This is a genomic window from Flavobacterium litorale (assembly GCF_019613795.1).
Lineage (GTDB): Bacteria > Bacteroidota > Bacteroidia > Flavobacteriales > Flavobacteriaceae > Flavobacterium > Flavobacterium litorale.
This window is the reverse complement of record NZ_CP080429.1, coordinates 2,595,501-2,611,665: the sequence shown is the minus strand read 5'-3', so window position 1 is coordinate 2,611,665 and position 16,165 is coordinate 2,595,501. Positions and strand designations below refer to the sequence as shown.

Here is a 16,165-nt window from a genome sequence, read left to right as displayed (position 1 = left end):
AGTTACAGTGTTTCACTTACCTTATATCGTTCCTCGTTGTTTTTAGTACGCAAAATTATTTCGCCCAGAAAGCCTGCCAAAAATAATTGTGTACCTATAATCATGGTAGTAAGAGCAATATAAAACCAAGGGTTACTGGTTACTAATATTGCAGGTTCGTTATTGTATAGTTTATAAAGTTTGGTAATACCAATATATACAGCCGATAGTAATCCTATAACAAACATAAGTACCCCCAAGGCACCAAAAAGATGCATAGGGCGTTTGCCAAAGCGCGATATAAACCAAATAGTGATAAGATCCAAGAAGCCATTTATAAAGCGTTCCATACCAAATTTGGTGGTACCATATTTTCGGGCTTGGTGTACTACTACTTTTTCGCCAATATTGCTAAAACCTGCATTTTTGGCTAATACAGGTATATAACGATGCATTTCTCCCGATACCTCTATGTTTTTTACTACGGTATTTTTGTAGGCTTTTAATCCGCAATTAAAATCGTGTAGTTTTACCCCCGATGTTTTGCGTGCCGCCCAGTTAAAAAGTTTTGAGGGCATATTTTTAGTTAATACCGAATCGTACCGCTTTTTTTTCCAACCCGATACCAAGTCAAATTCTTTATGCATTACCATATCATATAATGCTGGAATTTCTTCTGGGCTATCCTGTAAATCGGCATCCATAGTAATAATAACTTCCCCTTGTGCCTTAGCAAAACCAGCGTGCAATGCCTGCGATTTGCCATAATTATGCAAAAAGCGTATGGCTTTTACATTTTTATTGGTTTTGGAAAGGTGTGTTATTTTTTGCCACGAACTATCGGTGCTACCATCATCTATAAAAATAATTTCGTAGCTATAGTTATTAGCCGTCATTACGGTAACAATCCACTGATGTAGTTCGCTGAGTGATTCCTCTTCGTTGAGTAAGGGTATAACTATGGATAGATTCATCTAGTTTTCGAACTCAGGCTTATTTTTTTTCATTGCAGCAGCTACAATAAGCCCGATAATGATATGAAAAACAAGACCACCTACATACGATTTAAGTAATGAAAGCGGACTAAAGTTATCTGTTTCTTTCAGTTGTTTGGCTGTTTCCTTAATACTGTCAGAAGGAGCACCCATATCTTGCATCATAGTAACCGTTTTTTTAATTACCAACTCCGATAATTCTGCTTTAGCATCAGGGTCTACAAAATTAAAAAGTCCGTACATAAATAAATTACTAATAGCAGCACTAATAGCCATACTTATAAAAAATACAGTAAAGGCTTCTTTAAAGCTAATAAATCCGCCAAGTTCTTTTTTAGATTTTGCTACTGCAAATATGCCAATACCCAAGCTTACAAGGAAAATAATAATACCTACCCAAATGCTAACCATAAGCTCTAGGTCAATAATATATAGTAGGGTACTTATTAAAATAGATACAACACCGATTATAATACCGAAATTAATTCCATTCTTTTTAATTGCTTCTTTCATAATAATGGTTAGTTTTAAGGTTACAAATATACTAATTACAATATAATGTGTCGCGGAAAACAAACGTATGTTACACGCTAAAAAATCAATTATAAGTATTTGATATTAAAAAAATAGTTGTACTTTTGCACTCTGAAATTTAAATAATTTAAAATAAAAAGTTGTATGCTTATTTACACCTTCCTTAAAAGAAGGAAGCCGCAAAATAAAACTACAACCATAACAGAATAAAATTTACGTAAAGATGAAAAAAGGTATTCACCCAGAAAATTACAGATTAGTAGCATTCAAAGATATGTCAAACGATGACGTATTTATTACTAAATCTACAGCAGACACGAAAGACACAATTGAAGTAGACGGAGTTGAATATCCGGTAGTGAAAATGGAAATTTCCAGAACATCACACCCATTTTATACAGGTAAATCTAAACTTATCGATACCGCAGGACGTATTGACAAGTTCAAAAACAAATACGCAAAATTCAAAAAGTAATTTCTGGATTTTAAATCATATCAAAAGCCTTCCTAATTTTAGGGAGGCTTTTTTATTTGCAGTTTATTGTTGCCAAATCATTAGTATAACTATTCTTTATAATTTTAAAACTTTATTACCTATTTTTGAGCCACAAACACTACAACCATGAACTATATACTTTTTGACGGAACTGTACGCAACGCGTTATTACCTTTTACGTTTACACGCCCTGTAGCCGATATTAGAATGGGGATATTAACCATTAGAGAAAAATGGGAAAAGCATTTGGGTTATACTACCACAACGCTTACTGAGGAATATTTAATGCAAAAGTACCCTATGGTAGAGATGGAGGAAAATATTATGATAAATGCCTCTTTTTTACCTACGGTAGATATGGTAGCCATGATACAGGGGCTTAAGGAAAACCAAGCTATATTTCATGGTGAAGAAGTGATTGCCTTTTATACGAAAGACACACAGGAGGAAGTAGATTTTGATACTTACGAAAGTATAGAGTACACCGAAAATTGTTTACGATTGGAAAATACTTGGGATATATTCCAGAAAAATGATGCTGCCATTCGTGAAGATTTTGCATTGCTTACAGAGGGCAGAACTTCGCAGCCTATACCTACCAGTATAAATACAATAGCTCCTGAAAATATTTTTATAGAAAAGGGCGCAAAGTTAGAGTTTGTAACCTTAAATGCCTCTGGAGGACCAATATACATTGGTAAAGATACCGAGATTATGGAAAACTCGGTTATACGAGGTCCTTTTGCATTATGCGAGGGTGCACAAGTAAAACTAGCTACTAAAGTGTACGGTGCTACTACGGTAGGACCCCACTCGCGCATTGGAGGAGAGGTAAATAATTCGGTATTATTTGGGTACTCTAACAAAGGGCACGATGGCTTTTTAGGAAACTCAGTATTAGGCGAATGGTGTAACCTTGGTGCCGATACGAATAACTCCAACCTTAAAAACAACTACGACGAAGTTAAACTTTGGAGCTACGAGAAAGAAGGTTTTGCCAAAACAGGAACACAGTTTTGTGGGCTTATGATGGGCGACCATAGTAAATGTGGCATTAACACCATGTTTAATACAGGTACAGTAGTAGGAGTAAGCACCAATATATTTGGTAGCGGATTCCCGCGCAACTTTGTGCCAAGTTTCTCATGGGGTGGCGCATCAGGTTTTACAACATACATTACCAAAAAAGCGTTTATTACTGCCGAAATAGTAATGGCACGACGCAAGGTTGCTTTTACTCCAGAAGATGCTGCTATAATGGAACATATTTTTGAAGAGACGAAAAAATGGCGTAAAGAATAGTAAGTAATACACTATGGCAAAGCGGCAGCACCGAGGCGGGCGTAGCAGAAAATATCCTATTTGGGTTATAATAGTATTATTAATTGTTTCCATTTATTCTGTAGTTAGAAACAATGATAATAAAAGCAATACAGGTAGGGATGGTTATGTAGAAAAGAACTATAAAAAAGCCAAGAAACCATTTCGGAGTTTAAAAACCTTTACTGGAAAGGTGGTAGGTATTAGCGATGGTGATACATTTGATGTACTATATGAAGGCTATGCTGAACGGGTACGCCTTGCCGAAATTGATTGCCCTGAAAAGAAACAAGCTTTTGGCAAAGCAGCTAAAAAATATGCATCCGATTTATGCTTCGGAAAAATAGTAACTGTGGCATCGGGTGGTAAGCGCGACCGTTATGGTAGGGTAGTAGGTACAGTAATTACCAAAGAAGGTATTAATGTAAACGAAGCACTTATACAAGCAGGTTTGGCATGGCATTACAAAGATTACTCGGATAGTGACGCCTTAGCCGAAATGGAAAATAAGGCTAGAGTCGAAAAAGTAGGGTTATGGTCGGCTAAAAACCCTGTAGCCCCTTGGCAGTACCGAAAAAATAGGCGTAATAGGAGCAGGTAATAATCAATTCTTTTTTACCTTTTTCAGTACCAATAAATTTAACGGGTTAATACCTAGCCCTGCTACATCTTTAGTAGTAAATCGTGCTGCTTTATCGTAAAACAAAGGCACAACAGGAGCTTCTTCCATTACAATAGCATCCATTTTTTTATATAAAGCATACCGTTCCTTATCGTTAATAACCGTAAAAGCTTTTTCGTACAACCTGTCAAAATCCTCATTCTTAAAATGAGTATAGTTAGGACCACCTGGCGAAAAATTCTTGCTGTAAAATAATGAAAGGTAATTTTCGGCATCAGGATAATCAGCTATCCAACTCGCTTTAAAAAACGACACTTTCCCGTTAGATATGGATTGCGTTAATGTAGAAGGCGGGTTTACATCTACAGCAACCGTAAGCCCTATTTTTTGCCATTCGCGCTGTAAATACTCAGCAATATCAAGGTACGAGGCACTTGTACTCATTTGTATATCCAAATTGGCATTTCCATTCTCACTTTTATATTCAGCTATTAATTTACGTGCCTTTTCAGGATTATAATTATAACCTGTCGTGCCATATCCGCCAAGCCCCGTAGGTATCATACCATATATTGCGGGCGTACCCATACCATTACGGAGGTACATTACCATTTTTTCGCGGTCAAAACCATAATTCATAGCCTGTCTAATCCGCTTGTCCTTTACGGCATCGTTAGCACCATCCAACCTAAAACCAATATACTCGGTGTTTAAATAAGGTCCTGTAATCATGTCTACCTCATCATTGTATTTGGCTTGCAATTTACCTTTAGGAGTTACAATTTCATCTTTATACGATGGGTCTAATCCCGAAACTAAATCCTGTCTACCCTGTACAAACTGTAAAAAGCCACTTTGCTTATCGGGTAAAAAGGTAATCGCTACAGCTTCAAGGTAGGGGAGCTGTACACCTTCTTCATCCTTTTCGTAATACAATGGGTTTTTTCGGAGGACTAATTTTACGTTCTCCTCCCAGATTTTAAATTGGAATGCACCTGTACCAATAGGGTTGGCTCTAAAATCGTACCCTGCTGCTTCAAAAGCTTCATGTGGTACTACCGATGCGTATTTCATGGTAAGCAAGCCTAAAAAGGCAGGAAATGTTTTATTAAGTTGTATCTGGAATATGGTATCATTTACAGCTTTAAAATCAGCTACATTTTGTAATATCCATCTGCCTGGTGCCGCAACGTTTTCGTCTAATAAACGATTAAGACTATACTCGAAATCTTGTGCTATTACCGTACGTGTACTATCCGTGCCAAACACTCCATTTCTATGGAAATACACATCATCTCTTAGTGTAAAAGTATATGTTTTACCGTTGGGCGAAATCTCCCAGCGTTTGGCAATATCGGGTTGTATGTTGAGCTTATCATCAAGTTGTACTAATCCGCTAAATAACTGGTTACAAACCCATATTGAAGGGCGTGTACGCGAAAAAGCAGGATCTAACGAGTTAACGGCTGCATTTTCATTGTACCTAAAAACCAGATGGTCACGCTTTTTATTTTGTTCTCCACCACAGGAAAAAAATATAATGGTGAGTAATAAAGTTAGTAAAGTGGCAATGCTATTTTTTATCAATTTAGATTATTTTCTTTATTGGATTTTGATAGGTATTAAAAACAGTGAGTATGAGTATTTCTTTACCTCTACACTCAAATACTATTACATACGGAAAACGTTTTATTTTTGCTTGCTGAAACGATTTATAAACAAACTTATAAATATCAGGGCTGTTTTTGATAGAAATAAAACTGTTTTCCAACGAATCAAGAAAATAATTTCCTAAGTCTTTTTGTGCAGATTCGTAGTAATTAAAAGCATCAAGTATATCATTATTAGCACGTGATGTAAATACCATCTTATGCTTTCTTTTCATTAATATTTTTTTTTAATTCAGCAGCATTAGCTTTAATTTCCTGCCAAGTATAAGTGCGTTCTTCTCCCGAATGATATTTTTTGGCAGTCTCTTTTAAAATTAGTTGCTGCTCCTCAGATAATAAGAAATTACTATTTTCATCTTCAGTCATTATAGCCTTTAGTTTATTGAGTACAACAACATCTTCTATTTGTGTTATCCATTCAATAAGTGAAAGTTTATCCTTTTGTATTTGAAGCGATTGCATTAGCCGTGTGTTTATTGTATGATACAAATATAATCAATTGACGATTTTATTTACTGCCAAATTGTATGTAAATTTGCACCCTTATTTGAGACGCTGGCTTATAATTATGGAAAACAGGAAAAAAGTTGCCTTTTATACACTAGGATGTAAACTGAATTTTTCAGAAACATCTACTATTGCCCGTAATTTTCAGGATGAAGGTTTTGACCGTGTTGATTTTGAAGATGCTGCGGATATTTATGTTATAAACACGTGTTCGGTTACCGAAAATGCCGATAAACAGTTTAAACAGGTAGTTAAAAAAGCACTGAAGAAGAACGATAAAGCCTTTGTAGCAGCCGTAGGATGCTATGCCCAGTTAAAACCCGAACAATTGGCTGCTGTAGATGGTGTTGACCTTGTTTTGGGTGCTACCGAAAAATTTAAGATTACAGACTACATCAACGACCTGTCTAAAAACGATATGGGCGAGGTACATTCGTGCGAAATATCAGAAGCTGATTTTTATGTAGGGAGTTACTCCATTGGCGATCGTACCCGTGCTTTTTTAAAAGTGCAAGATGGCTGCGATTATAAGTGTACCTACTGTACCATACCTTTGGCACGCGGTATTTCGCGTAGCGATACACTACAAAATGTACTGCATAATGCTGCCGAAATTTCTGCTAAAGGCATTAAAGAAATTGTACTTACAGGGGTAAATATAGGGGACTATGGTAAAGGTGAGTTTGGTAATAAAAAACACGAGCATACTTTTTATGAGTTGGTACAAGCACTAGATGAAGTGGAGGGTATAGAGCGTTTGCGCATATCCTCTATTGAACCGAACTTATTAAAAAACGAAACGATTGATTTTGTGGCGCAAAGCCGAACTTTTGTACCGCATTTTCATATACCCTTACAAAGTGGTAGTAATGATATACTAAAATTAATGCGCCGACGCTACATGCGCGAAGTATATACCGACCGTGTTGCACAAACACGCCGAGTTATGCCTCATGCCTGTATTGGTGTAGATGTTATAGTAGGTTTTCCGGGAGAAACAGATGAACATTTTTTAGAAACCTACAATTACCTCAATAGCCTAGATATATCGTACCTACACGTATTTACGTATAGTGAGCGCGATAATACACCTGCCGCCGAAATGGAGGGTGTAGTACCCAACAATGTACGTAGCAAGCGTAGTAAAATGTTACGTGGACTATCGGTTAAAAAGCGTAGGGCTTTTTACGAGAGCCAATTAGGCACCACACGTACGGTATTGTTTGAAAGCGAAAATAAAGAAGGATACATACACGGTTTTACCGAGAATTACGTAAAAGTAAAAACACCTTGGAATCCTGAGTTGGTAAATACACTACACAAAATACAACTTACCAAAATTGACGACGATGGTATTGTACGTATGGAGTTTGTTAATCAGCCAGTATACATAAATTAAGCATTATGTTTCTAATACAACATCTCTTTTGGCTATTGTAACCTTGCTTAATTCAAATTTCTATTTTATCCATTCAAACGTTTTGTGTGGTAAAAAAACACATGCATAATAAGCACGGGTAGCCACTCATTTAAATACGAATTCCCGGAGGGAGTAACTCCTTATATCCTGGGTTTTTCTTGAAAAAAGCAGCCGTTTTGGGGTGCACAGGTACTACACGTAAACGTCTTTCTTCAGCAGTATCTAATATTGCTTTAATAAATTCGCTAACACTATCGTCATCTTCAAAGCCCTCTGGAGTATTAATGCGGGTAAGAAAAATTTTTCGTTCCTGTAAAGAATATTCTACTGATAACGTTGTCCCATCATCCAATGTAGTTTCGAACTGTCTCTGAAATTCGTTGTCTTTAATTTCCATAGCTTATAATTCTGCTTCAGTGGTACTTTTGTAATTTATTAATAAATTAAAATTATATGAATGCGCTGGATGGAATAAAAATTTTAATTTTATACAAATTTCGTAATAAAAATCGACAAATACGGTCGAAAAAGCGTTAAAACATACTCATTGTATGGAAAGAATCCCAGTTTATCTTATGCCGGGCTTAGCAGCAAGCCCTGTTATTTTTGAAAATATAAAGTTACCCGAAGCTACATTTGAGGTGTTTTTTTTAGAATGGGTACTCCCAGAACCCGAAGAATCCTTACGGCATTATGCGCAACGTATAGCGGCTACCATAACACATAATAACCCTGTTTTAATAGGTGTTTCGTTTGGTGGGGTACTTGTACAAGAAATAGCTGAGGTTATTGAGGCACGAAAAGTAATTATAGTATCGAGTGTAAAGTGTAATACCGAGTTTCCGCGCAGAATGCGCTTTGCTAAGATGGTTAGGGCTTATAAGGTTTTCCCAACTGCACTTATGGAGCGCGTACACTGGGTAGCCCGTTTTGCCAATGGCAATAGTTTTATAGCAAAACGATTACGATTGTATGAAAAGTATCTGTCGGTACGTGATAAGAAATACCTCGATTGGGCGTTTAAGACCATAATACTTTGGGACAGGGCAGAACCCAACCCCAATATAATACATATTCACGGTACTGCGGATGGTGTTTTCCCTCCGCAATACCTAAAAACAGATTATATTGCCATAGAAGGAGGTACACATATTATGATTATTAATAAAGTAAAATGGTTTAACGAAAATCTTCCAGAAATTATACTCAGGGAGGAGTAATTGGCTTCATTTTTGTAACTTTACCTCAGTAGGTAACAACACTAAGGTTACCTTATGTATAGACTATTATTTTTAATTATAAAAAATTACAAAGCTATGAAATGGGTTAAAAAAACAGCCGTAATAACATCGGTAGTACTGGTTAGCGGATTTATGATACATGCTGTATCATCTAACAATTTGAATGATAAAGGAACGGATGCAGAGGTAACTAACGGTTATTATTTCCCTGCTACTATTGATTTTGCGGGTGAGGCTACTCCGCTTAATATTGCTGATGTTAGAGAACGTTTTGATAGGGAGTTACTTGTAAACTCTAACTTACATGCTACTACCCAAATTATTATAAAACGAGCTAACCGCGCCTTTGCTGTTATAGAACCCATTTTAAAGAAAAACGGCGTACCCGACGATTTTAAATACTTAGCTGTTGCCGAGAGTGGTTTGGTAAATGCAGTATCGCCAGCAGGTGCTAGAGGTGTTTGGCAATTTATGCCTGCAACGGGTAAGCAATACGGTTTAGAGATTAATGATATTGTGGATGAACGTTACCATTTGGAAAAATCGACAGAGGCAGCATGCGAGTACTTATTAAAAGCTAAGGAAAAGTTTGGCTCTTGGACTTTGGCGGCAGCATCGTACAATGCTGGATCGGCGGGAGTAGATAGACAGCTTACTTTTCAGGGTGTAGATAATTATTACGATTTGCTTTTAAATAGCGAAACATCTCGTTACGTTTTTAGGATATTAGCCTTAAAACAAGTAATGCAAAACCCAACTAAATATAATTTTCATATTCCAGAAGAAGAGATGTACCCTGTACTTCCTGTAAAAAAAGTAACCGTTGCTACATCAGTTCCAGATTTAGCTGTTTTTGCTAAAGAGCATAATGTAAATTATAAAATACTAAAAATACACAACCCTTGGTTACGTGACAGAGAATTAAATGTTACAAAGGGCAAAGAGAAAGAGTATGTACTTACTATACCGTTAAAAGGATATTAATGTAAGAGACCATCTCAAATAGTAAAAAAAGGGGCTAATCATCATTTTGTAAAGGTGTGTGCCCCTTTATTTTTATTCTTACGTAGTTGAAATTATAGTTTTTATTGCCTTTTGTTCCGTAACTATTATGGTATTCCTGTGCTATAACGTAAGGTAGTATTTCCGCATGAAAATAATCATCTTCACCCCAAAAAACTCTTCCAGTAGGTATCCAGTTACCAAACTCCTTATACGTAAATAATTCTTGGCTATTTTCCTCTTGCCATTTGCTAGCGTATAAAACAGTAGGAGAGTCGCTAAATAATTGTCCTAACGTTAACGCCCATTGGTTGTTTTTATTAAAATAAGGGAAGTCGCTAAACGTAAATAGTATTTCGCCTGTATTTTTATCTACCAAATAATATACATAATCTTCGCAGGCATGGCAGGCTAGTTGTATAACATACCCTAGCAATTTATATTCGCCTACGTATGTAAAAGTGTTCGGTAGGTTACCTTCTCCTAAAGTATCTACAAATTGTTTAGTTCCTATTGTAATAACGCCATCTGTTTTTTTAACAGCATTATTAGCACTAAAATTAGTTATAGCATTTTTCTCAAATTGTAAAAATTCATTTTTAGTAATAAGGTTTACTTCTACGTCAGTATAATTACTAGGAATAAATTCCTCAACCTCATCTTCAAAATATTCAATACAATGCGTTTGTGTTATGTACCCAGAATAATCTTCATAGTCGCTATACCGCTCATTTAAATCAAGGTTATTTATCGGAATATCCGATGCGTTACCTGTATCACTTTTTTTAATGTAGTATGTATCAGCTTTTTTTCTCCTGTAAATAGAAGTTACTCCTAACAAGTTACCTTTCTCAGTTACTACCAGTAATTTTGCTTTAAAAGCAAAGCACCAGTCTAGCTTATTACCATTTTCATTGTAAGCCTTGGCACCGTTACGAGTTATTACATATACATAGCTGTCATTATTAACTGAGGGATGAAAATTATGTTTGGTGCATATTTCAGCTTTATTAAGTTCATAGTTTTTATGGACTTGAGTAGTATTGGTAGCCAATAGTGCCGATGTAAAAAGTACGCTGTATAGTAGTAATTTCATGGTATATATTTATAGTAACGCTGTTTACTACAAACAACAACTGTTCCTAAAAATAATAAAAAAACCGCCTGTTGGCGGTTTTAATTAATATCTTCTCTGTTGTACTTGCGGACCTTTTTTCATTTGCTGCTTCATCATTGTAATCTGTTCTTTCAGCATATTTTGCTTGTCTAGCTTTTTGGCTTCGCCTAGCAGCTTAGTGGCTTCCATTTTACGCCCTTTACTCATGGCTATACCTGCAAGGTTTAGTTTTGCCATTGCCATATCCTGATCCATATTAAGACCGAGTGCTACGGCTTTTTTAAGGTATTTCTCTGCCTGCGTAAGGTTAGTCTGCGAAAGCATCAACCCATTAAGGTAATTATAATACCCTTGTTGTTTACGCACTAACGATGCTTCTGGGTTTTTAATTTTATCAAGTAATTTTTTAGCACCCTCAAAATCTTGTTTTCTTAGCTTTAAAAACGCTAGTAATATCATCTCGTTTTTAAAGTATAATAATATAAAAATACCCGAGAGCAATAGTAACGATATACCGTTACCAATGTTATTTTCTGTAAATTGCCATACAGCTGTTATAATTACTAGCGCGGCAAGTACAAGTTTAATGTTTTTATTGAACATAATTAGTGTATAATTTTGAGGTGCAAAGGTAATAAAATCAATTAAAAATATTTTTGTAAAACCACTTGTCTGTAAAAAAAAGCTTTGTATATTTGCACTCGGTTTTGGAATAAAGGTATTCCGCGTGCCCTGTACAAGATATTCAATAAAGATTTTTTAAAGATACAAAGTAATGAGTAAGAGAACATTTCAACCATCGAAAAGAAAAAGAAGAAACAAGCACGGTTTTATGGATAGGATGTCCTCTCCAAATGGTAGAAAGGTGCTTGCTCGTAGAAGAGCTAAAGGCAGACACAAACTTACTGTTTCATGTGAGCCAAGACATAAAAAATAATGTTTTTTTAAAACATAATAAAGGTGTTACTTATTTTAGTAACGCCTTTTTTTATACCCTATAAAAAAACGCATTTATTGATAGCGAATATAATAAAGCCGTTTTTTTAAAATAAATACTAAATTTGCACAACTACAATATATAACTACAACCATAACACAACAATGCCGAAAGACAACTCTATTAAATCTATTCTAATTATTGGTTCAGGACCAATTGTTATTGGTCAGGCATGCGAATTTGATTATGCAGGTTCGCAAGCAGCACGCTCCATACGCGAAGAGGGTATTGAGGTTATACTCATTAACTCTAACCCAGCTACTATTATGACCGACCCGTCTATGGCGGATCATGTGTACCTGAAACCACTTACTACAAAATCTATAATTGAGATATTAAAAGCACACCCTAATATCGATGCCGTGCTGCCTACTATGGGAGGACAAACAGCGCTTAACCTTTGCCTAGAGGCAGAAGATAAAGGGATTTGGGCAGATTTTGATGTAAGGCTTATTGGGGTGGATATTAATGCCATTAATATAACCGAAGATAGAGAGCAGTTTAAACAGCTACTCAAAAAAATAGACATACCTGCTGCACCAGCTAAAATAGCCAACTCTTTCCTTAAAGGAAAAGAGATAGCACAAGAATTTGGTTTCCCATTGGTAATACGCCCGTCGTTTACACTAGGAGGCTCTGGAGCGGCATTTGTGCACCACAAAGAAGAGTTTGATGAGCTGCTTACCAGAGGATTAGAAGCATCGCCTATACACGAAGTACTTATTGATAAAGCCCTGCTAGGCTGGAAAGAATATGAATTAGAGTTACTTCGCGATAAAAACGACAATGTTGTTATTATTTGTTCTATCGAAAATATGGATCCAATGGGTATCCATACGGGCGATAGTATCACGGTAGCACCTGCCATGACATTATCGGACACTACCTACCAGCGTATGCGCGATATGGCTATAAAAATGATGCGTAGCATTGGTAACTTTGCAGGAGGGTGTAACGTGCAGTTTGCCGTTAGCCCAGATGAGAAGGAGGACATTGTAGCTATCGAGATTAACCCAAGGGTATCACGCTCATCAGCCTTAGCATCCAAGGCAACAGGTTACCCTATTGCTAAAATAGCATCAAAGCTGGCTTTAGGCTATCATTTGGATGAACTGATGAATCAGATAACCCAATCTACATCAGCATTATTTGAGCCAACACTCGACTATGTAATTGTAAAAATACCACGTTGGAACTTTGATAAATTTGAGGGTGCCGATAGAACGCTGGGGCTACAAATGAAATCGGTAGGCGAGGTAATGGGTATTGGGCGTTCTTTCCAAGAGGCACTACACAAAGCCACACAATCATTAGAAATTAAGCGTAATGGCTTAGGAGCCGATGGTAAAGGATATACCAATTATGAGCAAATTATAGATAAACTTACCCACGCCAGTTGGGATAGGGTTTTTGTAATTTACGATGCCATACAAATGGGAATACCATTAAGCCGTATTCATGAGATTACAAAAATAGATATGTGGTTTTTACGCCAATATGAAGAACTTTATTTACTTGAAAAAGAAATATCCAACTTTAAGGTAGATACGCTACCGAAAGAGTTGTTGCTAGAAGCGAAACAAAAAGGTTTTGCCGACAGGCAAATAGCCCACATGATGGGTTGCCTAGAAAGCCAAGTGTACAACAAGCGCGAGGAGATGGGAGTGAAACGTGTATATAAATTGGTTGATACTTGTGCTGCTGAGTTTGAAGCAAAAACACCCTACTATTACTCTACTTTTGAAGCAGAGATTGAAAGACCAGATGGTACGCGCTACGTGCATAACGAAAGTATAGTTTCGGATAAGAAAAAGGTTATTGTGTTGGGTTCTGGTCCTAATAGGATAGGGCAGGGCATCGAGTTTGATTATTCGTGTGTGCATGGTGTACTTGCAGCATCAGAATGTGGGTATGAAACCATTATGATAAACTGTAACCCTGAAACTGTTTCTACTGATTTTGATACGGCTGATAAGTTGTATTTTGAACCTGTTTTTTGGGAACACATCTATGATATCATTCGCCACGAGAAGCCCGAAGGTGTTATAGTACAGCTTGGTGGACAAACGGCACTAAAATTAGCCGAAAAACTAGATCGTTACGGGATTAAAATTTTAGGTACCAGTTACGAAGCACTTGACCTTGCAGAAGACAGAGGACGTTTCTCGGAGCTGCTTTCTGAGTTAGGAATACCATTCCCTAAATTTGGTGTAGCCGAAAGTGCCGAAGAAGCTGTAAAACTTTCGGATGAGCTTGATTTTCCGTTGTTAGTACGTCCGTCGTATGTATTAGGAGGGCAGGGAATGAAAATTGTTATTAACAAGCAAGAGCTTGAAGAGCATGTTATTGATTTACTTAAAAATATACCAGGTAACAAACTGTTGCTAGACCATTACCTTGATGGTGCTATAGAGGCAGAAGCCGATGCAATATGTGATGGCGAAGATGTGTACATTATAGGTATTATGGAACATATAGAGCCTTGCGGTGTACACTCGGGCGACAGTAACGCTACATTACCACCCTTTAACCTTGGTGAGTTTGTAATGCAGCAAATAAAAGACCATACTAAAAAAATTGCACTCGCACTTAAAACAGTAGGGCTTATAAACATACAATTTGCCGTTAAAGATGATACGGTTTACATTATAGAGGCAAACCCAAGAGCATCGCGTACTGTACCGTTTATAGCTAAAGCGTATGGTGAGCCGTATGTAAACTATGCTACTAAAGTGATGTTGGGCGAGAAAAAGGTAAAAGACTTTACATTTAACCCTCAGCTAAAAGGATATGCTATAAAGCAACCCGTATTCTCGTTCAATAAATTCCCAGGTGTAAATAAAAAACTCGGACCTGAAATGAAGAGCACTGGTGAAAGTATTTTGTTTATAGAGGATTTAAAGGATGACCAGTTTTACGAACTCTACTCGCGCAGGAAAATGTACTTAAGCCGATAAATAAAAAAAGCCCCTTTTATAGAAAAGGGGCTTTTTTTATTATAACAATATATTTTATTCTTTAATAAATTTTATAGCTTTTCTGTTATCAATTTGCAATAAGTACACTCCCTTAGCAAGTTTACTTATATTAATAGTTCTATCTGTAATAGTCCCCTCTATAATAGTTTTTCCCGTGAAATCTACTATTTGATATTTGCTATTTTGTAATTCTTCAACGTTATTAATATTGAGCACATTCTTAGCTGGTATAGGATAAATAGCAACTGTATTGTTGGTAATATCTTCAATTCCAGCAGCTACATCAAGCTTATAAATGTATCCGTCTGATGCAATGGCATAGCCTGTTGTAGAATCGGGAAAATTGAAATCAATAATATACTCAATATTTCCAGGATTATCTACAGTATGCATAGCCTGCCAATTATCACCACCATCAAGTGTTTTTAAAATGGTATCATTTGGATGATTTTGCATAAAGTTCCTAGAAATAACAAAGCCAATATTTTCATTTATAAAATATAATTCTGTTCCACCCAATACGTACGTATTTTGCCATGTCTCCCCACCATTAACTGTTTTATAAATCCCGCCGCCTCCACTGTGATATCCAACTTCTTCGTCTACAAAGAATATTGAAGGTGCTCCAGAAGATTCGTAGGTTGCTAATAACCATGTCCATGTTTCTCCGTTATTGATAGTTTTAAATATTCCCCAATCCTTAATCATGTACCCTATAGCTCCTTGGTTATTAATAAAATAGATGTCGTGTATACCAAGACCACCATATTCAAAATTAGCAGGACTCCAAGTAGCACCTTCATCGTCTGATCGTGTCAAATCATAAGTATAGTAAAAGCCAGTACCATCATTTTTAAAGTAGGCTTTTCCCTGAGCTCCTTCGATACCACAATATATTACATTCCAGTTTTCGCCACCATCAGTAGTTTTTAAACTAGTATTAGGATCATCAGTAGTAAGAAATCCTTTATTTTCATCGAAAAAATGAATAGAGGTAATTTTTGTATAATTTCCAGTTTCTGGTACTATTATCTCAGTCCAATTTACACCACCATTTGTAGTTTTAAATAGTTTAGGTAAATCATCATCTATGCTTTTGGTTCCTATATAGCCTATATTAACATCAATAAAATAAATTGAATTCATATTAGGTATTTCCTGTGGCAACTGTACCCACTGTGCATCTGTTTTAAAACTTATCAGTAGTAAAAAAATGTATAGTATATATAATCTCTTCATAACTGTTTTGTAATTAAGCATATTTCAAAAATAAGTCTTTTCTATAAA

The 16,165-nt window shown here is 36.2% G+C and carries 17 protein-coding genes; 8 read left to right on the top strand and 9 right to left on the bottom strand.

The window, feature by feature from the left end; translation table 11 throughout:
* Positions 1–2: 2 nt before the first annotated feature.
* Both K1I41_RS11895 and K1I41_RS11890 read right to left on the bottom strand, forming a co-directional pair.
* Positions 3–953: a glycosyltransferase family 2 protein gene (locus K1I41_RS11895; RefSeq protein ID WP_220640555.1), complete on the bottom strand. Its 951-nt coding sequence runs from the start codon at positions 951–953 to the stop codon at positions 3–5.
* Entirely contained in the window at positions 954–1,487 is a 534-nt protein-coding gene (locus tag K1I41_RS11890; protein ID WP_220640554.1) for a DUF4199 domain-containing protein, read from the bottom strand.
* 244 nt (positions 1,488–1,731) lie between these two features.
* On the opposite strand from K1I41_RS11890, the gene K1I41_RS11885 reads away from it, so the two are divergent.
* The 3 genes from K1I41_RS11885 to K1I41_RS11875 all read left to right on the top strand — a co-directional run bounded on the left by K1I41_RS11885 (position 1,732) and on the right by K1I41_RS11875 (position 3,925).
* The gene (locus K1I41_RS11885) at positions 1,732–1,983 is read left to right on the top strand and encodes a type B 50S ribosomal protein L31 (protein ID WP_220640553.1); all 252 of its coding nucleotides are present in this window, start codon (positions 1,732–1,734) and stop codon (positions 1,981–1,983) included.
* 147 nt (positions 1,984–2,130) lie between these two features.
* The gene (locus K1I41_RS11880; protein WP_220640552.1) at positions 2,131–3,306 is read left to right on the top strand and encodes a GlmU family protein; all 1,176 of its coding nucleotides are present in this window, start codon (positions 2,131–2,133) and stop codon (positions 3,304–3,306) included.
* A gap of 13 nt (positions 3,307–3,319) precedes the next feature.
* On the top strand, positions 3,320–3,925 hold the full coding sequence (locus K1I41_RS11875; RefSeq protein WP_220640551.1) for a thermonuclease family protein: 606 nt from the start codon (positions 3,320–3,322) through the stop codon (positions 3,923–3,925).
* Positions 3,926–3,928: 3 nt separating this feature from the next.
* Here the strand turns inward: K1I41_RS11875 and K1I41_RS11870 are convergent, their stop codons facing one another.
* The 3 genes from K1I41_RS11870 to K1I41_RS11860 are packed head-to-tail and all read right to left on the bottom strand — an operon-like array spanning position 3,929 to position 6,078.
* Complete coding sequence (locus K1I41_RS11870) at positions 3,929–5,530, bottom strand: ABC transporter substrate-binding protein (RefSeq protein WP_220641884.1); 1,602 nt, start codon at positions 5,528–5,530, stop codon at positions 3,929–3,931.
* 4 nt (positions 5,531–5,534) lie between these two features.
* Positions 5,535–5,831, bottom strand: coding sequence for a type II toxin-antitoxin system RelE/ParE family toxin (locus K1I41_RS11865; protein ID WP_220640550.1), 297 nt, complete (start codon positions 5,829–5,831; stop codon positions 5,535–5,537).
* Entirely contained in the window at positions 5,815–6,078 is a 264-nt protein-coding gene (locus K1I41_RS11860) for a hypothetical protein (RefSeq protein ID WP_220640549.1), read from the bottom strand. Before K1I41_RS11860 ends, K1I41_RS11865 begins: the two co-directional genes overlap by 17 nt.
* Positions 6,079–6,184: 106 nt before the next feature.
* On the opposite strand from K1I41_RS11860, the gene mtaB reads away from it, so the two are divergent.
* On the top strand, positions 6,185–7,522 hold the full coding sequence (gene mtaB, locus K1I41_RS11855) for a tRNA (N(6)-L-threonylcarbamoyladenosine(37)-C(2))-methylthiotransferase MtaB (protein ID WP_220640548.1): 1,338 nt from the start codon (positions 6,185–6,187) through the stop codon (positions 7,520–7,522).
* Positions 7,523–7,652: 130 nt separating this feature from the next.
* On the opposite strand, the gene K1I41_RS11850 is transcribed toward mtaB, so the two are convergent.
* The gene (locus K1I41_RS11850) at positions 7,653–7,940 is read right to left on the bottom strand and encodes a GNAT family N-acetyltransferase (RefSeq protein WP_220640547.1); all 288 of its coding nucleotides are present in this window, start codon (positions 7,938–7,940) and stop codon (positions 7,653–7,655) included.
* A 154-nt stretch (positions 7,941–8,094) separates the two neighbouring features.
* Here K1I41_RS11850 and K1I41_RS11845 point away from each other — a divergent pair, with 154 nt between their 5' ends.
* Both K1I41_RS11845 and K1I41_RS11840 read left to right on the top strand, forming a co-directional pair.
* On the top strand, positions 8,095–8,763 hold the full coding sequence (locus K1I41_RS11845) for an alpha/beta hydrolase (RefSeq protein WP_220640546.1): 669 nt from the start codon (positions 8,095–8,097) through the stop codon (positions 8,761–8,763).
* 96 nt (positions 8,764–8,859) lie between these two features.
* A complete protein-coding gene (locus K1I41_RS11840; RefSeq protein WP_220640545.1) occupies positions 8,860–9,768 on the top strand; it encodes a lytic transglycosylase domain-containing protein in 909 nt (302 codons plus the stop codon).
* 34 nt (positions 9,769–9,802) lie between these two features.
* Here K1I41_RS11840 and K1I41_RS11835 read toward each other — a convergent pair whose 3' ends face one another.
* Both K1I41_RS11835 and K1I41_RS11830 read right to left on the bottom strand, forming a co-directional pair.
* Positions 9,803–10,882, bottom strand: coding sequence for a hypothetical protein (locus K1I41_RS11835; RefSeq protein ID WP_220640544.1), 1,080 nt, complete (start codon positions 10,880–10,882; stop codon positions 9,803–9,805).
* An 84-nt stretch (positions 10,883–10,966) separates the two neighbouring features.
* Entirely contained in the window at positions 10,967–11,506 is a 540-nt protein-coding gene (locus K1I41_RS11830; RefSeq protein WP_220640543.1) for a tetratricopeptide repeat protein, read from the bottom strand.
* Positions 11,507–11,678: 172 nt separating this feature from the next.
* Between K1I41_RS11830 and rpmH the strand changes: the two genes are divergently transcribed.
* On the top strand, positions 11,679–11,840 hold the full coding sequence (gene rpmH / locus K1I41_RS11825) for a 50S ribosomal protein L34 (protein ID WP_091315350.1): 162 nt from the start codon (positions 11,679–11,681) through the stop codon (positions 11,838–11,840).
* Between the two features lie 164 nt (positions 11,841–12,004).
* Complete coding sequence (carB, locus tag K1I41_RS11820) at positions 12,005–14,857, top strand: carbamoyl-phosphate synthase large subunit (RefSeq protein WP_220640542.1); 2,853 nt, start codon at positions 12,005–12,007, stop codon at positions 14,855–14,857.
* Between the two features lie 54 nt (positions 14,858–14,911).
* Here carB and K1I41_RS11815 read toward each other — a convergent pair whose 3' ends face one another.
* Positions 14,912–16,117: a T9SS type A sorting domain-containing protein gene (locus K1I41_RS11815; RefSeq protein WP_220640541.1), complete on the bottom strand. Its 1,206-nt coding sequence runs from the start codon at positions 16,115–16,117 to the stop codon at positions 14,912–14,914.
* Positions 16,118–16,165: the final 48 nt, after the last annotated feature.